General features: G+C 75.4%; 10 protein-coding genes. 6 read left to right on the top strand and 4 right to left on the bottom strand.

The window, feature by feature from the left end:
* Positions 1-47 precede the first annotated feature (47 nt).
* Positions 48-12,656: a hybrid non-ribosomal peptide synthetase/type I polyketide synthase gene (locus tag IF19_RS0125120; protein ID WP_050493921.1), complete on the bottom strand. Its 12,609-nt coding sequence runs from the start codon at positions 12,654-12,656 to the stop codon at positions 48-50.
* A 190-nt stretch (positions 12,657-12,846) separates the two neighbouring features.
* Here IF19_RS0125120 and IF19_RS0125125 point away from each other — a divergent pair, with 190 nt between their 5' ends.
* The gene (locus tag IF19_RS0125125; protein ID WP_030116185.1) at positions 12,847-13,392 is read left to right on the top strand and encodes an AAA family ATPase; all 546 of its coding nucleotides are present in this window, start codon (positions 12,847-12,849) and stop codon (positions 13,390-13,392) included.
* Positions 13,393-13,553: 161 nt separating this feature from the next.
* Here IF19_RS0125125 and IF19_RS0125130 read toward each other — a convergent pair whose 3' ends face one another.
* From IF19_RS0125130 to IF19_RS0125140, 3 genes are read right to left on the bottom strand one after another with little or no spacing between them, the layout of a single operon-like run.
* Positions 13,554-13,883, bottom strand: a complete 330-nt coding sequence (locus IF19_RS0125130; protein WP_030116184.1) for an antibiotic biosynthesis monooxygenase family protein — start codon at positions 13,881-13,883, stop codon at positions 13,554-13,556.
* Between the two features lie 37 nt (positions 13,884-13,920).
* Complete coding sequence (locus tag IF19_RS0125135; RefSeq protein WP_030116183.1) at positions 13,921-14,997, bottom strand: sensor histidine kinase; 1,077 nt, start codon at positions 14,995-14,997, stop codon at positions 13,921-13,923.
* 40 nt (positions 14,998-15,037) lie between these two features.
* Positions 15,038-15,742: a response regulator transcription factor gene (locus IF19_RS0125140; RefSeq protein ID WP_030116182.1), complete on the bottom strand. Its 705-nt coding sequence runs from the start codon at positions 15,740-15,742 to the stop codon at positions 15,038-15,040.
* Between the two features lie 87 nt (positions 15,743-15,829).
* Between IF19_RS0125140 and IF19_RS0125145 the strand changes: the two genes are divergently transcribed.
* The 5 genes from IF19_RS0125145 (at position 15,830) to IF19_RS0125165 (ending at position 21,867) form a co-directional block, all read left to right on the top strand.
* On the top strand, positions 15,830-17,053 hold the full coding sequence (locus tag IF19_RS0125145; protein WP_234313227.1) for an endonuclease/exonuclease/phosphatase family protein: 1,224 nt from the start codon (positions 15,830-15,832) through the stop codon (positions 17,051-17,053).
* A 100-nt stretch (positions 17,054-17,153) separates the two neighbouring features.
* Positions 17,154-18,677 carry a hypothetical protein gene (locus IF19_RS0125150; protein ID WP_030116180.1) on the top strand — a complete coding sequence of 508 codons (1,524 nt, stop codon included), beginning with the start codon at positions 17,154-17,156 and terminating at the stop codon, positions 18,675-18,677.
* Positions 18,678-18,938: 261 nt separating this feature from the next.
* Positions 18,939-20,048 (top strand): FecCD family ABC transporter permease, encoded by a 1,110-nt coding sequence (locus IF19_RS0125155; protein WP_030116179.1) that lies wholly within the window; start codon positions 18,939-18,941, stop codon positions 20,046-20,048.
* Positions 20,048-20,830 (top strand): ABC transporter ATP-binding protein, encoded by a 783-nt coding sequence (locus IF19_RS0125160; protein WP_030116178.1) that lies wholly within the window; start codon positions 20,048-20,050, stop codon positions 20,828-20,830. Before IF19_RS0125155 ends, IF19_RS0125160 begins: the two co-directional genes overlap by 1 nt.
* Positions 20,831-20,844: 14 nt before the next feature.
* Positions 20,845-21,867 (top strand): ABC transporter substrate-binding protein, encoded by a 1,023-nt coding sequence (locus IF19_RS0125165; protein ID WP_030120609.1) that lies wholly within the window; start codon positions 20,845-20,847, stop codon positions 21,865-21,867.
* The last annotated feature ends 22 nt before the right edge of the window (positions 21,868-21,889 follow it).

The following is a 21,889-nucleotide window of genomic DNA, read 5'->3' on the forward strand; positions in this document are numbered from 1 at the left end:
CAGACGAAAGGGGGCGTCCGCGCCGTGGCGGCGGGACGGTGACGAACTTAGTCCCGACCACTGACAACACGATCGAGACCGTTCACGTCGATGGAACGGGTGAGGAGATGCAGGGGCGCGGCCCGGGTGCCGGACGCCTCCGCCGCCTCCCAGTACGCCAGCCCGGTGGGCGGGTCGACGAGGCCCCGGACGAGTGGAACGGCCGCCCCCGACGCGTGCAGCAGGGACTCGAACCGGCAGGAGGCGATGGTGTCCGGCACCATCGGCCTGGCCAGGTACCCGGCCACCGCGGCGGCCGGCAGCCCCTCGGCCGGCTCCCGGTGCACCGGCCCCGCGTCGAGCAGCCCGCCGCCGACGATGAGGACGTCCTTCGCCCGGTCCATCCGGTCCAGGGCCCGTGCCGTGTCGAAGCAGTGCGGGAACGAGTCGTCGACCACCGTCGTGCCCGGCGCCAGCCGTTCGACGTCCAGGAGCACGCCGCCCCCGCCGACCGCCGCGACGATGAGACCGGCCCCGTACACCGCGTCGGGAAGCCCGTGGCCCTCCGACTCCACCACCTCCACCTCCTCGACGAGGCCGCGCTCCATCAGACGCTCGGCGAGTTCCTTCAGGCGCGGTCCGCTGCCGGGCGCGTCGCAGAGCAGCAGCCGGGCGGGAGGGCGGTGGGCACGGGTGAGCAGCAACTCCAGGGAGGAGGAGCCGATCGACCCGAGCCCTACGAAGGCGACGGTGAGAGCGTCCAGCCGTCGCCCGGTCGCGTCGAGCGCGGCCTGCACGGTCCGGACGACGGACACCACGGTCGCCGCGTGCCCGGTGGTGACGGCGGGCAGGCCGGGCGCGGCCCCGGTGGCGCCGAGTTCCCGCAAAACGTCGAAGCCGTAACCGGTGAGGGAGGGGATCATGCCCGCCAGGGACACGGTCCGCGCCCCGAGCGCCCCGGCGAGTTCCACGCCCCGCGCGGTGTGCCCGAGCAGCGCCTCACCCGGGGCCAGTTCGTCCGCGAACACCGGTACGCACACGAAGCCGGAACGGCCCAGCGGGGTGCTCAGGGTCTCCAGGTGCCGGGGCCGCCCGGCCGGGAACAGCAGGGACCGCAACTCCTCGCGCGGCAGGGTCGTTTCGGGCACCCCGGCCATCCGGGCCAGGTCGCCCGGGGACGGCAGATAGCCGATGAGCGCGGCATCGAAGCGCCGGTCCGGCGGGCCTCCTTCCCGGGCCGCCCGCCCGGGCCGGGCACTCTCCCGGGCCGCCCGCTCGGGCCGGCTGGCCTGCCGACCCGTCCGCTCCGGTACGGGGGCGGGCCCGGCCGAACGCGCCGCCTCCACGAGATCGTCGCGCACCGCGTCCGCGAACGCGGTCAGCGCCTCCGGGGAGAACGCCGTCGCCGCCGCGCGGACGGTGACCCTCAGCCGGCCCCCCTCGGGAGCGGCCGCCAGGAACACGTCCGTCCCGGCGGGAGGCGGTGTGAACACGCTGTCACCGTCCTCCCGGGAGACGGCCAGCGCCCGGCCGCTCTCCGGTCCGAGGGCGGAGAAGTCCAGGTAGGTGAAGAAGAATTGCGAGGCGAGCGGCAGCCCGCCGGGCAGCGACGGCACGGGCCCCTCGTACGTGCGCGCCTCGGCGGTCTCGGTGGCGACGCGCCGCAGGTCGTCCTCGAACCGCGCGCCGCCGGGCCGTCCGGCCGCCGGACCGGCGGGGCGCAGCGGGACCGCCGTGGCGAACGGCCCGAACACCCGGTGCGCGTCGGGCAGGGCGTTCTCCCGGCCGCTCACCGCGAGGCCGAGCACCAGGTCGCCGCGGCCGGTGACGGCTGCCAAGGCCCGGTAGTAGGCGGTGAGGACGGGTGCGTGGAGGCCCGAGCCGCCGCGGGCGGCGGCGAGCCGGCGCAGCGCCGCCACCTGGCCGGTGCCGAGCGTGAACCCGCGGGTGTGGAACAGGGCTCGCGCGTCCACGGCGCGTACCGGTCCGCCCGCCGTCGTCGTACGGGCGGAGAGAGCCGGAGGAGTGTAGGGCGCACCGAGCCGCGCCCACCGGCCCCCGGGGTCCGCGCCTGTGCCTGCGGCTGCCTCCGTACGCTCAGCGAGTCGGCGGGCGTGGTCGTGGAAGGTGCTGCGCGGCGGTGCCGGGGCGGGTTCGCCGCCGTCCGTGAGCGTGTCGTACACGGTCGTCAGCTCACGGATCAGGAGCGCGGCGCTGTAGCCGTCGCCGATGATGTGGTGGGCGTGCACCACCAGGACGTGCTCGTCGGGGGCGACGGTGAGCACGCGGAGGCGCAGCAGCGGCCACGCCCACGGCTCGAAGCGGCGGGCCCGCTCGGCGGCGACCCGCTCCTCGACCTGCTCCGGGCCGTTGACGGTCTCGAAGTCGACGGGGAGCCGCAGCGAGGACGGAAGCTCCTGCTGGACCGCCGGACGGGCCCCTGCGGGGAAGACGGTGCGCAGCATCGCGTGGCGGGCGACGAGGGTGTCCACCGCGCGCTGGAAGCGGTCGCCGTCGAGGTGGCCGCGCAGCCGCAGCCGGGTGAGCCACGACGAGGTGGCGCCCGGGGCCAGGGCCTCGGCCAGCAGGAAGCCCCGCTGCGTCGGGGTGAGCGGGACCGGCGCGGGAGCAAGGCCCTCCGGCCGTTCCCGGCCGGGGCGCTCGGCCGGCAAGACGACCGGGGCCTCCGGCACACAGCCCGCCGCCGCCTCGTCCAGCGCCGCCGCGAGCGCCGCGAGAGTCCGGTGGCGGTAGACGGCGGTCGGCCGGGGGAGCGGTCCGCCGTGCCGCTCCAGCCGGGCGAACACCTCCAGCACGAGCAGGGAGTCGCCGCCCAGGACGAAGAAGTCGTCCTCACGGCACACGTCGTCGGTCCGGAGGAGGGCGGACCAGATGCCGGCCAGCCGGACCTCCGTCGGTGTACGGGGCGCCGTGCGCGGTGCCGTACGGGACGGGGGCGGGACGGGCGCACCGCCCGAACCCGCGCCGGCTTCCGTGCCCGGCCCCGCCGGGGCGGACGGTTCCCGGAGGCCGAGGAGCGCGCGGCGGTCGATCTTCCCGGTGCCGGTCAGCGGCATCCGGTCGACCCGGGTGATCCGCGACGGCAGCATGTACGGGGGCAGCGACCGTGCGAGGTGGTGCCGGAGCTCCGCGGCCTCGGCCTGCGATGCCCCGTGACCGGGAGTCACGAAGGCGACGAGGCGGCCCTCCTGGACGAGGACGACGGCGCTGCCGACGTCGGGGCGGATCTGGAGCACCGCCTCGATCTCACCCGGCTCGACCCGGTTGCCACGGATCTTCACCTGGTCGTCCAGTCGCCCGAGGAACTCCAGGACCCCGTCCTCCGAACACCGCACCCGGTCGCCGCTGCGGTACCAGCGGCGACCGTCCCGGACGGTGAACGCGGCCTCGGTGAGCGCCGGTTCGCCCAGATATCCGGCGGTCAGCCCGATGCCGGAGATCAGGAGTTCGCCGGGCTCGCCGGGGGCCCGGGGCTCGCCCTCGGGTCCGACGACCATCACCCGCGTGCCCGCCACCGGCCGGCCGATCGGGAGCCGCCGGACCGTGTCGTCCGGCCGGGAGCTGATGATGTGGCAGCTCGTGTTGATGGTCGCCTCGGTCGGACCGTACAGATTGGCGATCCGCTGCCCGTCGCCGTAGAAGTCGAACCAGCGGCGGACGTGGGCCGGTGACAGGGCCTCACCGCCGACGTGGACCCACCGGAGAGCGGACAGGTCCGGCCGGGGCACGCCGCGCCGCACCCGTTCCTCGGAGGCGTTCAGGAGCTGTTCCCAGAGGGTGGGGACGGAGCTCCAGACGGTGATGCGGGCGCGTTCGACGTGCGTCAGCAGCCGGTCGGGATCGCGCAGCAGGTCCCAGTCCACCGTGACCACGGTCGCGCCGACGAGCAGCGGGGCGAGGAGTTGGCGGACGGAGGCGTCGAAGCAGGGCGACGCGGTCTGGGCGAGCCGGTCGTGCTCGTCGTATCCGAAGGTGTCGACGGCCCAGTCGAGGTAGTTCTCCATCGACCGGTGGGTGACGGGCACGGCCTTGGGGCGGCCGGTGGAACCCGAAGTGAAGATCACGTACGCGATCGCGTCGGCGTCGGCCGGGCGGTCGGGTACGGGGTGAGCGCCCGGCAGCGGTGCGGGCGCCCGGTCCGCGTCGTCGGTCGACACCGCGGGCATCCGGGCCGCGTCGTCGACCGACACCAGGGTGACGTCGCCGAGAGAAGCGCCCACCGCCCGGGTGGCGGCGTGGCACAGCACCGTACGGGCCCCCGACCGCCTGAGCTGGTCCGTCAGCCGCGCGGCCGGGTGACCGGGATCCAGGGGGACCCAGCCCGCCCCGGCGCGCAGGGCCGCGACGACCGACACGACGGTGTCGGCGCCGGGTTCGGTGAGCAGCCCGACGAGGCTGCCCGGGACCACTCCCCGGCTGAGGAGCGCGGTGGCGAGCGCGTGGGAGGCGCGGTCGAGTTCGGCGTACGTGAGGGTGGTGGCGCCGGTGTCGACGGCGACCGCGTCCGGCACGGCCCGGAACCGCTCGACCAACCGGCTCACGAGTGTGGCCGTCCGGGCGTCCGGGCCGAGATCCGCGTCCCGGACGGGAAGCGGCGTCGGCGCGTCGGGCCCGGCGGCCGGCGTCCGCTCGGACGTGCCGGGCTCCGGCCGGGTCGCGGGGAGCGCCGGTGCGTCGGGCCGGACGAGCGCGGTCAGCACGGCGTGGAAGTCGCGGTCGAGACGTTCCACCGTCGCCGGCGCGAAGAGCCGGGTGGGGAAGTTCCACGAGAAGCGCAGCACGGACTCGTCCTGCCAGCACAGCAGACTCAGGCGCGTCGCGGCGGTGGCGGTGCCCGCGGCGGTCGGCCGGACACCGACCGGGCACCGCCCGTCGAGTTCGACGGGGAACCGCGAGAAGCTGAACCCGGCCGGGGACACGGTCCGGGGGCCCGCCCCGGACGGCTCGGCAGGCAGCAGCCGCGCCAGATCGAGGCCGGTGAGGCTCGCGTGGCGCTCGCTCTCCAACCAGATCCCCGCCAGCCGCTCGGCCAGGGCGTCGACCGGTTCCTCCGGGCCGGTCGAGCAGATCAGGGGCAACGAGTCGGCGAGCGGCCCCACCAGCCGGTCCAGGCCCGTCCCCCGGTGGTCGCGCCGGGCGCGGGCGACGTTCACCGCGATGTCCCGCTGCCCGCTCCACCGGGCCAGACAGCGCACGTGCACGGCGAGGAGCAGATGGAACAGGCTCACCCCGCGCGCGGCCGCGCGCCGCTCCAACGCGGCGGTCAGCACCGGGTCGAGGGAGCTCTGACAGGTAGTCATGGGTGCGGCGGGCGGGCCGGCGGGGTCACCGTCGTACGGCAGGCGCGGCGGCTCGCCCCGGGAGGCCAGCCGCGGGGTCCAGTACCGCCGGTCCGCGTCGAGCGCCGCCGAGCCCTCGGCGGAGGACCGCTCGGCGGCGACAGCGGCCGCGTATCCCGCGAAGTCGGCGTCCAGGGCGGGGAGCCGGGGCTCCTCGCCGTGGGCGAGCGCGGTGTAGAGGGCCCACAGCTCTCCGGCCAGGACGTTCAGGCTGTAGCCGTCGCCGGCCGCGTGGTGGACCACCAGCACCAGATGGGACAGGTCCGCGTTCTCGCGCGCGAGGAGGGCGCGCACCGGCGGCTCGGAGGAGAGGTCGAACGGCCGGTTGCACAGGGCTGTCTCCAGCTCCTCGACAGGGCCGGAGAGCTCGCGGACCTCGTACCAGTCGCTGAGCGCGGCGGGCGGTGCGACGTACTGCGTCGGGGCGGTCGGCGCGCCGCCGTCCCCGATGGCTCCCGCACGGCCGATACGGACGCGCAGCATGGTGTGCCGCTCGGCGAGCGCGGTGAGCGCTCGGCCCAGGAGCTCGGCGTCGAGGGGGCCCCGGACGGTCTGCCGGACGTAGCCGTGGGCCGGGACGTCCGGGTGGAGGCGGCTGCTCGTGTGCAGCGCCAGTTGGACGGGGGTGAGCGGGAAGGGGCGCCCCTCCGGTGCGGGGGAGGCGACGGCCGGCGAGGAAGGGGCGGCGGACGACGCCGGCGTGGTGTCGAGGTGGGCGGCGAGCTCCGCGACGGTCCGGTACTCGAAGAAGAGCGTGGCGGGCAGGGTCCTGCCCAACTCCCGTTCGAGCTGCCGGACGAGATCGACGGCGGCGAGCGAGTCCAGCCCGAGGGAGAGGAACGGCTCGTCGTCGGGGACCGCGGCGTCGGGCAGCCGCAGCGCCCCTGCCAGCAGCCGGCGCAGCAGGACGGTGGTGGGGGTGCCGGGCCGGGATCCGTCGCCCGCCGCCTCACTCGGAGCCGGTGCGCCGGAAACAGCCGGGGTGCCGGAAACGGCCGGTGCGCCGGGCGGACGCGTCGCCGTTCCGTCCGCCCGGGTGGTCGCGGACGTGACGACCGCCGTTCGCGGGGACGGCGACAGGTCGGCGAGCAGCAGCTGAGCCGCGTCGACGCCACAGGCCGTATGGAGCGCGGCCAGCACGGAGGTCAGTCCGACCGGGCGGCCGGCTCCGTCGCGTACGGCGGCCGAGCCGGTGCCCAGGCCCGCCGCCATACCCGTCCCGGCCACCGCCGCGAGGTTCACGGAGAGCCAGCGGCGTCCGGCACGCCGTTCCGCACCGGCGAACGCGTCCAGGAAGGCGTTGGCCCCGGCGTAGTCGCCCAGCGCGCCCGCCAGACCGGGCAGGACGGCGCTGACGGAGGAGAACGCGACACGGACCGCCGGATCGAGCCCGTACCGGCGCAGCGCGAGCGAGAGCAGCAGGGTGCCCCGGGTCTTCGCGGCGAGGGCCTCGGCCGTCTCCTCGGCACGCCGGTCGCGCAGGGTCCCCGGGCGGATGACACCCGCCGTGTGGAAGAGGGCGTCGAGACGGGGCAGTTCCGCGACGAGCGCGTCCACGTCCCGCTCCACCGTGACATCGGCGGCGCGGTACCGGACGGTCGCACCCAGCGAACGCAGTTCCTCGACGAGGCCCGCGGGCGGCAGGGGGGAGCGTCCGGTGAGCACGAGCGCCGGGCGGCCCCGGGCCGCGAGTTCCCGGGCGAGCGCGGCGCCGATCCCACCGCCGCCTCCGGTGATGAGGAAGGTCCCGTCGGGCGGCAACGGCGGCGGGACCGCGGCGGGAAGCGCCCCGTCGTCGCCGGTCAACGGGACGAAACGGCGGGTGAGCCGCTGCCCGCCACGCGAGGCGACGGTGACGGTCCGGCCCGGCACGCCGACCGCACCGAGTTCGGCGAGCACGGCGGCCAGCCGCTGCGACGGGGTGTCCGCCGAGCACAGGTCGAGGGCGGTGGCGACCGCGCCCTCGGTCTCCTGGGGCAGTGCCAGCAGAAGACCGCCGAGCACGGCGTGGGCGGGGCGCGGCTCCTCCCGTACGGCTCCGGTCGTGTGCACGTCCTCGGTCAGCACGAGCAGCCGGCCCGCGCGCGTCTCGTCGTACCGGGCCAGGGTCTCGTCGAAGGCGGCCACCGCGATGTCCTGGGCCCGGGAGAGGGCGTCGGCGGTGTCCTGCGCGCGGGCGGGGCCTGCCACCAGGACCACGGCGTCCGGCGGGCCGTCACCCGGGGCGTGCGCCCGGATGCCCTCGGCGGAGAGCAGGGAGACCAGGCGGTCGACGGACGCGGCGTCGGGCCCGGTCACCAGGGCCGAACGCACGGCCCCGCCCGCCGGTCCTGGCAGGGCGGCCTCCTCCCACACGACCCGGTGCAGCAGGGGGCGTCTCGTCGTACCGGGCCAGTGACGGCTGCGGCGGAACGGGTAGGTGGGCAGCGGAATCCGGCGGTGCCCCAGATCCAGCGCGCTCCGGTCCAGCGGAACGCCGAGCGACCACAGGCGGCCGACGGTCCCGAGCAGATCCCCGCGTCCGCCGCGCTCGTCACCGGCCTGCCCCGCCGCGTCCGCCCGGCCGGCCGTACGACCCGGCAGGGCGCACAGCACCGTGACCGCGCGACGGTCGGCGCCGTGCGCCCCGGAAGCCCCGGAAGCCCCGGAAGCCCCGTTCACCCCGGACGTCTCGCGTGTCCCTGGCGTGGCGGAGCCGTCCGCGTACGCCATCGTCGTCGCGCGGACCGCGCCCGCCAGAGCCGCACCGTGTCCGACCTCGACGAAGGTGTCGTACCCCTCCCGGGCCAGGCGCTCCACGGCCGCCCCGAACAGCACCGGCCGTTCGGCGTGGTCGCGCAGGTACTCCGGGCCGAGCGCCGTCAGCCACTCGGCCGTGACGGTGCTCATCAGCGCCACGGCCGGGGCCGCCGGGGCCAGCGCACGCGCCGCGTCGGCCAGCGGGCCGGTGATCGGCCGCATCAGCGGGGAGTGGAAGGCGCGGGAGACACGCAGACGACGCGTCGTGACGCCCCGCGCGTCGAACTCGCGCGCCGCCCGCTCCACGGCGGCCACGCTCCCGGAGAGGACCTGGAGACCGGGACCGTTGTACGCGGCCACCGCGAGGGCACCGGCGGAGCCGGCCACCGCGGCGGCGACGGCCTCGTCCGCCCCGAGCACGGAGAGCATGGCGCCCGGCTCGGTGAACCCGCCCATGAGACGGCCGCGTTCGGCGGCGAACCGCAGGGCGTCGGGCAGCGTCAGCATCCCGCCGGCACAGGCGGCGGTGATCTCCCCGACGCTGTGCCCGAGGACCGCGTCCGGCTCCACACCCCAGGCACGCAGCTGGCGGGCCAGGGCCACCCCGGAAGCGACCAGGAGCGGCTGCGCCACCTCCGTCGCCGCCTGCGCGGCCGGGTCCGCCTCCGGGTCCAGGGCCCAGTCCAGCAGGGACCGGCCGGACACCGGGCCCACGAGCGCGGACGCCTCGTCCAACGCCTCGCGGAACACCGGGGCCGAGGCGTACAACGCCCGGTCCTGCCCCAAGAACTGGGCGCCCTGTCCCGGGAACAGGAACGCCACGCGCGGCCGGGACCGGACGACGCTCCCCACGCCGCCGCGCACGTCGCCGGAGCCGGCGGAGGAGAGCGCGGCGAGCCGCTCCCGCAGATCACCGTCCGCGACGACCGCCAGCCGGTGGGCCCCGTCGTCCCGGGCGGTGCTCGCTGTCCGGCACACATCGCCCTCGCGCAGGCCGGGACGGTGCTCCAGGTGCTCGGCGAGCCGGTCCACCGCCTCCCGCAGCGCCGGCTCGCTCCGGGCCGAGAGGGTCAGCAGGTGAGGACCGCCGGCCGAGGCCCCGGCGCCCTCCCGGGAGGCTTCTTCGACCGATGCGGGCGGCACGGAGGCCGCAGGCGTCACGGACCATCCCTCCGGGGCCTGTTCGAGCACGGCGTGGGCGTTGGTCCCACCGAAACCGAACGCGTTGATCCCCGCGACCAGGGGCCCGTCCGACCTCCACTCCAGGGCCTCGGTCACCACCCGGAAGCCCGCGGACGCGAGGCCCGCCGAGGGCGTGGCGTGGTGCAGCGACGGCGGGAGCCGGCGGTGCCCCAGGGCCAGTACGACCTTCACCAGCGAGGGCAGCGCGGCGGCGTTCAGCAGATGCCCGATGTTCGTCTTCACCGAACCGAGCAGCCGGGGAGCGCCGTCCGGCCGCGCGGGGAACGCGTGCCCCAGCGAGCGCAGCTCGATCGGGTCGCCCACCGCCGTGCCGGTCCCGTGGGCCTCGACGTAGGTCACAGCGGCGGGATCGACGCCCGCCGCCTCGTAGGCCCGGGTGATGACCTCGCGCTGGCGCAACGGATGGGGGGCCATCAGGCTCATCGACCGGCCGTCGTTGTTGACGGCCGTGCCCCGGACCACCGCGAGCACCGGATCGTCCGCGAGCAGCGCGGCGTCCAAGCTGGTCAGGACGATCGCCGCCCCGCCCTCCCCGGGGACGAACCCGTCGGCGTCGGCGCTGAAGGCGCGGCTGCGCCCGGTCGGGGACAGCGCCCGGACCTCTTCGAGCAGCCGGTGCGGGGACGAGGTCAGATGCAGGTTGACCCCGCCGACGACGGCGATGTCGCATTCTCCGTCCAGCAGGCTGCGCCGGGCCAGATGCAGCGCCACCAGTCCCGACGAGCACGCCGTGTCCACGCCGAGAGCGGGACCGTCGAGATCGAGGTGCTGGGAGACGCGGGCGGCGATGAGGGAGGGCAGGTTCCCGGTGAGTGTGCCGGGCAGGGGAGAACCGTCGGCCGCGGCCCGGTCCAGGACCTCGCGGTATCCGCTGTCGCCGACCGCCGCGAACACCCCGATCCGGCGATCGAGCCGCCGCGGTCCCGCGTACCCGGCGCGTTCCAGGGCCTCGTGCGCGAGTTCCAGGAAGATCCGCGCCTGCGGATCGAGCGCCCGCGCCTCCTCGGCGCCGATGCCGAAGCACTCCGCGTCGAAGGCGGCGGGATCCTCCAGTAGCGCCGCCCAACGCGTCCGGCCGCCCCGGCGGTCGCGAGGGTCCTCGTCCCAACGCCCGGACGGTACGGGGGAGACGGCGTCCCGCCCTTCCACGAGCAGGTCCCAGAACGCCTCGGGGGTGTCGGCGCCGGGGAACCGGCAGGCGACACCGATGACGGCGGTGGGGCAGGCGCCCGCGGGGCCGGAGGCGGCAGCCGTCCCGGCTGCCCCGCGGACGCCGTCCCCGGCCCGCGACGCGGTGCCGCCCACGGCTCCCGGGGCGGACGGCGGGGGAGCGGCGGCGCTACCGGGCGCGATCCGCAGCAGGTGGTCGGCGAGCGCGGACACCGTGCCGTGGTCCCGGATGACCGCCGGCGGCAGCGTCACACCGAACGCGTCCTCCAGCGCCACCAGCACCTCCATCGCCTTGAGCGACGTGCCCCCGAGGCTTCCGAACGGCTCGTGCGCCCCGATCGACTCGGCGGGCCGGTCCAGCACCCGGGCCCACGCGCCCCGGACCGCCTCGACGGTCTCCGCACGCCCCCGGGGTGCCGCCGCACGGCTCACGTCCGGGGCCCGGCCGCCTTCCGCCCGGCCGCACACCGCGAGCGGTGAACCGCCCTCGCCGCCCGTCGTACCGGCGTCGCCGCTTTCGCCGCCCCTCGCACCGACGACGCCCTCGGCTTCGCCCTCGCCCGCCGCCCGCCCGCGCGCACCCCGCTCGTACGCCGCGAACTCGCCCGCCTCGAAACGCTCCCGCAGCCGTCGCCGCTGCAGTTTTCCGCTCGTCGTCCGGGGAAAGGACGCGGGCGGCAGAGCCAGCACCCGTACGTCGTCGTGGAGCAACGCCTCGCGCACGCGGGCCGCCACGCGTTCCAGCACCTCCGCCGCGCCGTGCGCGGGCCGCGCCCAGGGAACGAACACCACGACGCGCTCCGCACCGCTGACGGGGTCGGTCGAACCGACCACCGCCGGGGCCCCGGACGGCAGCCCGGGCGTCGCCGCCGCGACCTCCTCCATGTCCGGGGCGTGGAAGGTGCGGCCGTTGAGGAACAGCACGTCCTTGTGCCGGCCCGTGACGCACAGCCGCCCGTCCCTCAGGAACCCGAGATCACCGGTGCGCAGCCAGCCCCCGGCGAACACCTCCGCGCTCACCTCGGGAAGTCCGTGGTAGCCACGGGCCAGGTGGGGGCCGCTCACCATGATGTGCCCGACCCGCCGGTCCCCGAGGACGGCCCCCGCGTCGTCGACGACGCGTACGGAGCACCCGGCCACCGGCGGCCCGACGTCCATCAACTCGACGGCGCCGTCACCCGGTTCGGCGTCCACCACGACGCCCCCGCTCAACGCCGCCCGGTCCAGGACCAGCGGCGCGGCGACCTCGCCCGGCGGCGGGAAGGTCACCGCCAGCGTCGCCTCCGCCAGGCCGTACACGGGCCGGGCCGCCGCCGGGTCCAGCCCGGCGGGCCGGGTCTTGGCCGCGAAGGCACGCCACACGGTCGGCGCGATCGGCTCGGCCCCGACCAGGAGGACGCGTACGGCCGACAGGTCCAGCCGCGCCAGGACCTCGTCGGGGACCCGGCGTACGGCGAGTGCCAGGGCGAAGTTGGCCGCGGAGAGCACCGTTCCCCGGTGCCGGGCCGCCACCTCGAACCACAGGCGCGGACGCTTGGCGAACGACATGGGGCCGACCTTGACCTGCCGGGCCCGTGCGGCCAGCGGGGCGAGGTGCGTGCCGATGAGCCCCATGTCGTGGAAGTACGGCATCCAGCTGACCACCACGTCGTCCGCGCACAGGGCGGACGCCTCGCGTATCTGGCGCAGATTGGCCAGCACCGCGCCGTGCGTCACCTCCACGCCCTTGGGCGCGCCGGTGCTGCCGGACGAGAACTGCAGGAACGCCACGTCGTCGGGCCCGGCGGCGACCGGCTCCCGCACCGCCGGCCCCTCCCGCAGGGCGTCGAGGGCCAGGACCCGGACACCGGAGGGGAAACCGTCGGCCAGCGAAGCGGTCGCGGCGTCCACCACGACGGGCGGCCGCCCCAGGTGCTCCCAGACCGGCAGCGCCCGCCGGGTGTCCGGAGCCAGCGGAACCGGAACCAGCCCGGCCGCCACCGCGCCCCAGAACATGGGCTGGAAGTCCTCGCTGCGGTCGGCGAACAACGGCACACACGTCCCGCGTGCCACCCCCGCCTCACGGAAGCCGCCGGCCACCAGCAGGGCGTCGTCCAGCAGTTCGCTCAGGGTGACCGTCAGCTCGCTCCCGTCGCCACGGACATGGACGACGGTCTGCCCGGGGGCCTCACGGACCGCGTCCAGCAGTACATCCAGAAGGGTCATGGGGCGCTCCACCGGGTCGGTCGGTCCGTTGCTCGGAGAATGATCTTAAAAACGGACGGGGCGAGCGGAATCAACCACCGGGAGGAGACGGCGTGCGCCCTGGGAGTGACCCCGCGTACGCCGCGTACGACCCGGGGCGCGGGCGCGGGAACCCCGGATCCGGGACGCGGAAGCCTCCCGGACCTCTACCGTGGGCTCCGTGAAGGTCGGCACCGAAGAGACCCGGTTGATCATTCTGCGCGGCAACAGCGCATCGGGGAAATCGAGCGTCGCGACCGCGCTGCGCTCCGCCTTCGGGCGTGGACTGGCGGTGGTGGGCCAGGACGCCATCCGCCGTACCGTGCTGCGCGAACGCGACCGTCCCGGAGAGGCGAACATCGGTCTGATCGACCTGACGGCCCGCTACGCCCTGGACGCCGGCTACCACGTCGTGGTGGAGGGCATCCTCTACGCCGACCACTACGGCGCCATGCTCGCCGGGCTGCGGACGGACCACCGCGGGCCGACCCACGGGTACTACCTGGACGTGCCGTTCGCCGAGACCGTGGCCCGGCACGCGACCAAACCGATCGCCGACGAGGTCCACGAGAGCCACCTGCGAGAGTGGTACCGCCCCGGAGACCTGCTGCCCGGCGGGGTCGAGACGGTGATCGGCCACGACAGCGCCCTGGAGACGACCGTGGAACGCGTGATGCGTGAGACCGGTCTCGCCGGACTGCCGCCGACCGACCGCTGACGCACACGGGCCAGCAGCCGGGAACCGCGACGGGAGCGGCGAGGGGACGGGCAGCCGCAGGGCTCGGCGGCCGGTCCGCCCGCCGAGCCCGCCCTGCTCGGCCGCACCGCACCGGACGGGCGTGGCCGCGCCACCACCCGCCCGTACGCGTACGAGGAGGGCTACGCCTGCTTGGGCGCCGCCTGCTGCACGACCTCGAAGGACCACACGGTCGAACCGCTGGCCGCAGGCTTCGGGCGCTCGCCGCTCGGGGCGCCGCCGCCCTGGTGGGCCGCCTTCATCGGTCCCTCCATCCACGCCTGGAAGGACTCCTCGTCACGCCAGCGCGTGTAGACGAGGTAGTCGTCCGTGCCCTCGACGGGCCGGAGCAGCTCGAACCACTCGAAGCCGTCGGAGCTCTCCACGGCGTGGGCGCGGGAGGCGAAGCGCTTCTCCAGCGTCTCGCGTTGTTCCTGGGGGACGGTCAGCACATTGATCTTGACTACGCTCATGGTCCCATCCTGCCGTACGGCCCCCGGCCGCCGTCGCTCACCCGTCGGCGCGCGGGGCGGCGGCGGGAAGCACCACCGTGACGCGGAGCCCGCCGCCCGGGCGCGCCGCCAGAGCGAGCGTCCCGTCGTGGGCGCGCGTGATGGTCTCGACGATGGCCAGCCCGAGGCCGACGCCCGCGTCGTCGGTCCGCAGCCGTTCCACGCCGCGCCGGAACGGTTCGGTGAGCGTCGGCACCAGCTCGGCCGGGAGCGGCGCCCCGGTGTTCTCGACGGCCAGCTCCACCGCCCCGGGGCGGACGCTCGTGGTGACCCGGACGGTGCCCGCTTCCGGCAGGTTGTGGACGATCGCGTTGTGCACCAGGTTCGTGGTCAGCTGGAGCAGCAGGGCCGGTGATCCGGTCGTGAAGGCGATGTCGCCGTGCGCCTCGACGGTGACACCGCGTCCCTCCGCGAGGGGGAGCAGGGTCTCGGCGGCCTCTTCCGCCATCAGCGACAGATCGACGTGCTCCCGTGCGAACGTCCCCCGCTCGGCGCGGCTGAGCAGCAGCAGCGCCTCGGTGAGGTCGATCGCCCGGTTGTTGACGGCGTGCAGGCGGTCGATGACCTCGCCGGTCGCCCGGCCGGGATCGGCGCGGGCCACTTCGAGGAGCGTCCTCGACACCGCGAGCGGCGTGCGCAGTTCGTGGGAGGCGTTGGCGGCGAACCTCCTCTGCTCCGCGACGTGCGCTTCGAGCCGCGCCAGCATCGTGTCGAACGCGTCGGCCAGTTCACGGAACTCGTCCCCACGGCCCGGCAGCCTGATCCGGTGGGAGAGCGAGCCCCGCGCGGCCGTGCGGGTGGCCTCCGTGATCCGGGTCAGCGGGGCGAGCATCCGCCCCGCCAGGAACCACCCGCCCACCAGACCGAACACGAGAAGGATCCCCAGGACGGTGGCGGCCGCCGGGGCGAAGGTGTACGCGAGGAGCTGACGGTTGGGGTTCTGGTACAGCATGCGCTGGTTCCAGTCGTCGGGCACGTACTCCAGGAGGTACACCCACACCGCCGCGAGCAGCAGGACGCCCGCCACCATGAGGAACCCGGCGTAGCTGAGGGTGAGCCTGAGGCGGACGCTCAACCCGGGCCGCCTGGCCCCGGCCCCCTCCGCCCCGACCACGTCAGCCCCGCCCGCGGCCACGGCCCGCACCGCCCCCGGCCTCCGGCGTCGCCGCGATGCGGTAGCCGGCGCCCGGCAGCGTCACGATGATCCCGGGCTCCCCGAGACGTTTGCGCAGAGCCGACACCGTGATGCGCACGGCGTTGGTGAACGGGTCGGCGTTCTCGTCCCAGGCGCGTTCGAGCAGCTCCTCGGCGCTGACGACTCCGCCCTCCGCGGCGACCAGCACCTCAAGGACGGCGAACTGCTTCCGGGTCAGCGCGACATACCGCCCGTCCCGGTACACCTCTCTGCGGAACGGGTCGAGCCGCAGGCCCGCGATCTCCCGGACAGGAGGTCTGCTGTGGGCCCGTCTGCGGTCGAGAGCCCGGAGCCGGAGAGCGAGCTCCCGCAGTTCGAACGGTTTCGTCAGGTAGTCGTCGGCGCCGAGTTCGAACCCCGACGCCTTGTCGTCGAGCCGGTCGGCGGCGGTCAGCATGAGAATCGGTGTGCCGCTGCCGGAGGCGACGATGCGCCGGGCGATCTCGTCACCCGAGGGACCCGGAACGTCACGGTCGAGGACGGCGATGTCGTACGTGTTGACGCCCAGCAGCTCCAGCGCGGTGCCGCCGTCCCCCGCGATGTCGGCGGCGATCGCCTCCAGCCGCAGACCGTCGCGGATGGCCTCCGCCAGAAAGGGCTCGTCCTCGACGATCAGCACACGCATGCGTCCGATGGTAGGAGCCGGCACCTATGGTCGGCGTATCGAAAAGGGCATACGCGCGGGCAACCGCGCCCCGCCTTCACTGGCGGCATGACGCGATCTCCGCTGTCGGCGCGCACGCCGGCCTCCCGTACCCGCCCGGACCCCCGGCATCGGCCCGACGACCCCTCGGCCGCGACCGCGGACGGCGGCGAACGAGGACGGACGACGGCCTCCCACCCCGACCCGGTGAACGGGGACGGCACGGCCGGGCGACCGCGCCCGCCCGGCACACCCGGCACCGGCGGTACGCGCGAGGACCCCGGCGCCACCGACGGCCGGGGTGCGGCGGACGCGCCCCGCAGGCCGGGCGTGTGGCGGCGCGGCCCGCTGCTCGCCGCCGCTGCGGTGCTCCTGGGCCTGTTCCTGCTGCTGCACGCGAGCGTTCCGAACCGGATCGGGAACCTCGGGAGCCTCGTCGAGACCTTCCTCCCCTGGTTCGGCCTGCTGATCCTGCCGCTGGCGGCCGGTGCGCTGCTGCGCCGCTCCGCCTCCGCCGCGCTCGCCCTGCTGGTGCCGGCCGCCGCATGGCTGAACCTCTTCGGCGGGCTGCTCACCGACAAGACCCACCCGGCCGGCGACCTCATGGTGGTCTCCCACAACGTCGGCGCGGAGAACCCCGATCCGACCGGCACCGCCCGCGCGCTCGCCGGCTCCGGTGCGGACGTGCTGGCCCTGGAGGAGCTGGCCGCGCACGCCCGGGGGACGTACGAGAGGGAACTTGCCGCGGTGTACCCGCACCACACGGTGCTGGGCACGGTCGGGGTGTGGAGCAGGTTCCCGCTGTCGGACACCCGCCCGGTCGACGTCGCGATGGATGCCGGGCCGCTGGGCGCCGCCAAACCCGCCGAGGAGAAGCTGGTCGACAACCGGGGCCTGCGCACCACCGTGGCCACCGACCGCGGACCGCTCGCGGTGTACGCCGCCCACCTCGGGTCGGTCCGCGTCAATCCCCGGGCCGGCCTCGCCTCGGGGCAGCGCGACGCCGGCGCAGAGGCGTTGGGCCGGGCGGTCGCCGCCGAGAAGACCGAGCGGGTGGTGCTGCTCGGCGACCTGAACGGCACCCCGGACGACCGCGCGTACACCGCCCTCACCGCGCGGATGGAACCGGCCCAGGAGGTGGCCGGAGCGGGCTTCGGGTTCACCTGGCCGGCCGCCTTCCCCGTCGTACGCATCGACCAGATCCTGGTACGCGGTGTGAAGCCCGCGAGCGCCTGGGTGCTGCCCGCCACCGGCAGCGACCACCTGCCCGTGGCGGCGCGCGTCCACTGGTGAACGCGGCTCCCCGCGCCGGTCGCCGAACCGCGTTTCCCCGGCCGTCCGCGCCTGCGGAAACGACCTGCGCGCCGGCCGCCGACCCGGCAGGATGCCTTCCGTGAACCACCTCCTGCGCGGGCTCGCCGCGAACGAGAACCTGCCGCCCGCCCTGGTCGACCGGCTGATAGCCGTCGCCGACGACGAGACGGCCGACCGCCTCGCCGTCCGCTCCGACCTCAGCCACGCCCAGGCGGTCGCCCTGGCCGGGCGGGTCGAGGAGAGCGCGGTGCGTCTCGCGTACGAGGGCCGGCTGACCGCGGCGGACATCGACCCCCGGGCCCGTCCCGACGTGGCCCTCGCCCTGCTCGACACGGGCGCGGGCCCCGCCGCGTGGGCGCGCCGCCTCGCGGCCGATCCGGTCGTCGAGCACCGGGAGAAGCTGGCCGCCTGCCCGGACCTGCCGCCCGACGTGCTCGACGCCCTGCTGACGGACCCGGAGACACGAGTCGTCGCGGAGGCCGCCCTGCGGGCCCCCGCGCACGTGGCCGCCCGGCTCGCGGCGCACCCGCGCACCGAGGTGCGTCGCGCGGTGGCGGCCAACGAAGCGACACCCCCGTCCGCACTGGCCTCCCTGCTGAACGGCGACGGGCCGCCCGCACCCCACCACTGCCCGGCCCGCGAAGGCGAACCGCCGTCGCCCGACCACGGCCTGACGCCGGACCACGACCCCGCGCCCGAGCCCTCCTGGGACGGCCTCCACACCTGTGCGGCACACGAACTGCTCCGGGCGGCTCTCCACAACCCCACCACCCCCGCCGAAGCCGTCACCCCCTTCGCCGACCACCCCTCGCGGCTGCTGCGATGGCCGCTCGCCGCCCGCCGCGACCTGCCCCCGGAGGCGTACGAGACGCTGGCCCGCGACCCCGTCCCCGGGATCCGCGCCGAGCTGGCCGAGAATCCCGCGATCGGCGACGACGTGATGCGCGCGCTCGCCGACGACGCCTGCCACGATGTCCGGCGAGCGCTCGCCGGGAACCCGCGCATACCGCTCGACGTGCTCACCCGCCTGGCGAGCGGCACGAGGACCGGCACCGCGCCGCTGCCCCAGACGGACTCCGCGTCGCCCACCGAAATCGCGGCTCTCGCCGCATCGGCCGACCCGGCCGTACGCATGCTCGCGGCGCGACGACGCGACCTCCCCGCCGGCCTTCTCGACGCCCTGGCGGCCGACCCCGACGCCAAGGTGGCCGGTGCCGTCGCGTCGCACCCCGGGCTGGCGGAGCCCCGGCTCCGCGATCTGGCCCGTCGGCACGGCGTCCAGGTCATCGCCGGCATCGCGGCCAACCCCGACGCGACCCCGGCGCTCCTGGCCGAGCTGGCCCGGCGCCGGCCACCCGTGCGCAAGGCGCTCAGGGCGATCGCCGGCCATGCCAACGCCACCGCCCCCGCGCTCCTCGCCTGCCTGGACGATCCCGAGGCGCGCGTCGTGGCCGCCGGGCACCCGGCGCTCCCCCCGCAGGCCATCACCGCCCTGGTGACGGGCGCCGACGTCCGGTCAGCCGAGGCGGCCGCCGCCAACCCGTCGCTGCCGCGCGCCGTGATGACGGAGCTGCTGCCTCCCGCACCCGCTCCCGCCGTGTGACCGGCCCCTCCCGCCCTCGCCGACGGCGGCCCGAACGTACGCGCTAAGCTGCGATGTCCCCGCGGGGGAAGTCCGGTCGAAATCCGGCGCTGACCCGCAACGGTAGGTGGAGCCCCCGGTTCCACGAGCCCGATCACCCGTGGGGGAGAAGGCTCCTGACCATTCGCCGTGGACTGCGAAAGGGCGCTGTGCGGGACGGCCGCCGGCCGCGGCCGCACCTCCCCGCGCGACGCACGGCCCGAGGCGAAAGCGACCGCCCCCGTGGCCACGTCCCTCGACCGCATACCCGCCGAGCTCCCGCGTCCCGCGCGCGTCGGCACCGGACCGGCGCCGCTCCGCCGCGTCCCCCTGCCCCTCCTGCTGACCGGCCTCTGCCTCGCCCTGCCCGTCTCGCTGCTCTGCGGGGCGGCGCTCGGGGCGTCGGGGCTCTCCTGGGCGGAGGTGACGCGCTATCTGTGGGCGGGGCTGACCGGCGGGGCGATCGGCCCCGACGAGGTCCCGGCGTACACCATCGTCTGGGAACTGCGCCTGCCCCGCGCCGTGCTGGCCGCCGTCGTCGGGGCCGGACTGTCCGCCATCGGCGTCGCCGTCCAGGCCATGGTCCGCAACGCGCTCGCCGACCCGTTCGTGCTCGGCATCTCCTCCGGCGCGGCGGTCGGCGCCAACGCCGTCCTCATCTTCGGGGCCATGGGCGCGCTGGGCGTCTGGGCCCTGTCCACGGCGGCGTTCGCCTCCGCCCTCCTCGCCATGACGCTCGTGTACGCGGTGGCCCGCACCGAACGCGGACTGACCCCGCTCCGGCTGGTCCTGACGGGCACCGCGATGTACTACGGGTTCTCCGCCGTCACCACGTTCATGGTGTTCGCCGCCGAGCGCGGGGAAGCGGCCCGCTCCGCGATGATGTGGCTGCTGGGCAGCCTCAGCGGGGCCAACTGGGCCGCCGTGCCGATCGCCGCCGGGTCCGTACTCGCCGGCCTCGCCCACCTCGCCTGGTCCGCGCGCAGGCTGAACGCCCTCGCCATGGGCGACGAGACCGCCGCCGCGCTCGGCGTCGACCCCCGGCGGCTGCGCCGGGAACTCTTCCTCGTCTCCGCCGCCGTCACCGGGGCCGTCGTCGCCGTCAGCGGAGCGATCGGCTTCGTCGGACTGATGGTCCCGCACGCCGCACGCATGCTGGTCGGGGCGGACCACCGCAGACTCCTGGCCGTCGCGCCCCTCGCGGGGGCCGTCCTGCTGATCTGGGTCGACGTCCTCTCACGCGTGGTGCTCGCCCCGGCCGAACTCCCGGTGGGCGTCCTGACGGCGGTCATCGGCGTTCCCTGCTTCATCCTCCTCATGCGCCGACGCGCCTACTCCTTCGGGGGCATCTGATGCGGATCGACATCGACGCGCTCACCGTCGAGATCGCCGGCGCACGCCTGGTGGACGAGGTCACCCTCGGCGCGGCCGACGGAGAGCTGGTCGGTCTGGTCGGGCCCAACGGCAGCGGCAAGTCCACCCTGCTGCGCTGCGTCTACCGGGCCCTGCGCCCCTCGGCCGGAGCCGTCAGGATCGGCGGTGAGGACCTGCACGCCCTGACCACCCGGGAGGGCGCACGGCGGCTCGCCGCGCTGCCGCAGGACGCGGTCGCCGAATTCGACTTCACCGTCGCCGAGATCGTCGCCATGGGACGGACGCCCCACCAGGGGCCGGTGGCCCGGACAACCGACGAGGACCGCCGCGTCTGCGACGGGGCGCTGCGGGACGTCGGTGCGGCTCACCTGGCCGAGCGCGGCTTCCTGACCCTGTCGGGCGGAGAGCGGCAACGGGTCCTCATCGCCCGCGCACTCGCCCAGCAACCACGGGTCCTGGTGCTGGACGAGCCCACCAACCACCTGGACATCGCCCACCAACTGGAAGTCCTCCGCCTCGTCCGGGCCAGCGGCCCGACCGTCCTCGCCGCCCTGCACGACCTGAACCTCGCGGCCCTGCACTGCGATGCCCTCCACGTCATCGCCGGCGGCCGGATCGTGGCCTCCGGGACGCCGGACGACGTCCTCACTGCAGACCTGCTCGCCGACGTCTTCGGCGTACGGGCCCATCGCGTCGCACACCCCGAGACCGGAGCGCTCCAGCTCCTCTTCGACCTTCCGCCCGCCCACCCCGCACCCTGAGGAGCCCGACCACCATGCCCCACCCCCTGCGCCCCGCGGCCTTCTTCCTCGCCGCCGCCCTGGCCCTCACCGGCTGCGGAGCCGACGTCACCTCCCGGGAGGACGGCGAGGGCGGCACGTCCGCCGCCGACGGCCACTACCCGGTGACCGTCGAGAACTGCGGCGAGAAGAAGCGCTTCGACCGGGCCCCGGAGCGCGTCGTGACGAACGACGTCGGCATCACCGAGATCATGTTCGCCCTCGGACTCGAGGACCACATGGCCGGATACGTCATGCCCGACGACAAGGGCGACATGACCTCCGTGCCGTGGAAGGGCGGCTACAAGAAGACCACATGGCTCTCCAAGGACCGCATCAACAAGGAGCTGGTCCTCGACGCCCGCGCCGACCTCGTCTTCGCCGGCTGGAACTACGGCTTCAACGAGGGGGAGGGGTTCACCCCCGCCGAGCTGGAGCGGGTGGGCGTCGACTCGTACCTGCTCAGCGAGTCGTGCCGCAACGGCCAGGGCAAGGCCCGCGGCGTCATGCCCCCGCTCGAAGCGCTCTACACCGACCTGCGCAACCTCGGCGAGATCTTCGACGTGGAGGACCGGGCCGACACCCTCATCACCTCCTTCCGCAAGGAGTTCGCCGACGCGCGCTCCCGGGCGGCGACGGGCGACGACCGCCTCCGCGTCTTCCTGTACGACGACGGCAAGGACAAGCCGCTGACCTCGGGCGCGTACGCCGGACCGCACGACATCATCACCAAGGCCGGCGGCGACCACATCATGAAGGACCTCGAGGACAGCTGGACGACCGTGGGCTGGGAGACGGTGGTCGACCGCGACCCCGAGGTCATCGTCATCAACGACTACGGTGACACCGGCGCGGAGGAGAAGCGGAAGTTCCTGAAGAGCTACAAGCCGCTCGCCGGAGTCTCCGCGATCAAGAACGACCGGATCGTCGTCCTCGACTACGTGGACCTCGTCGAGAGCCCGCGCAACCCGGCGGCCATCAGCTCGCTCGCCGAAAACCTCAGGACGTTCGCCCGGTAGCGGCGGCGGCGCGCCCCATGCC

Source organism: Streptomyces californicus, from assembly GCF_000717645.1.
Taxonomy (GTDB): Bacteria; Actinomycetota; Actinomycetes; order Streptomycetales; family Streptomycetaceae; genus Streptomyces; species Streptomyces californicus.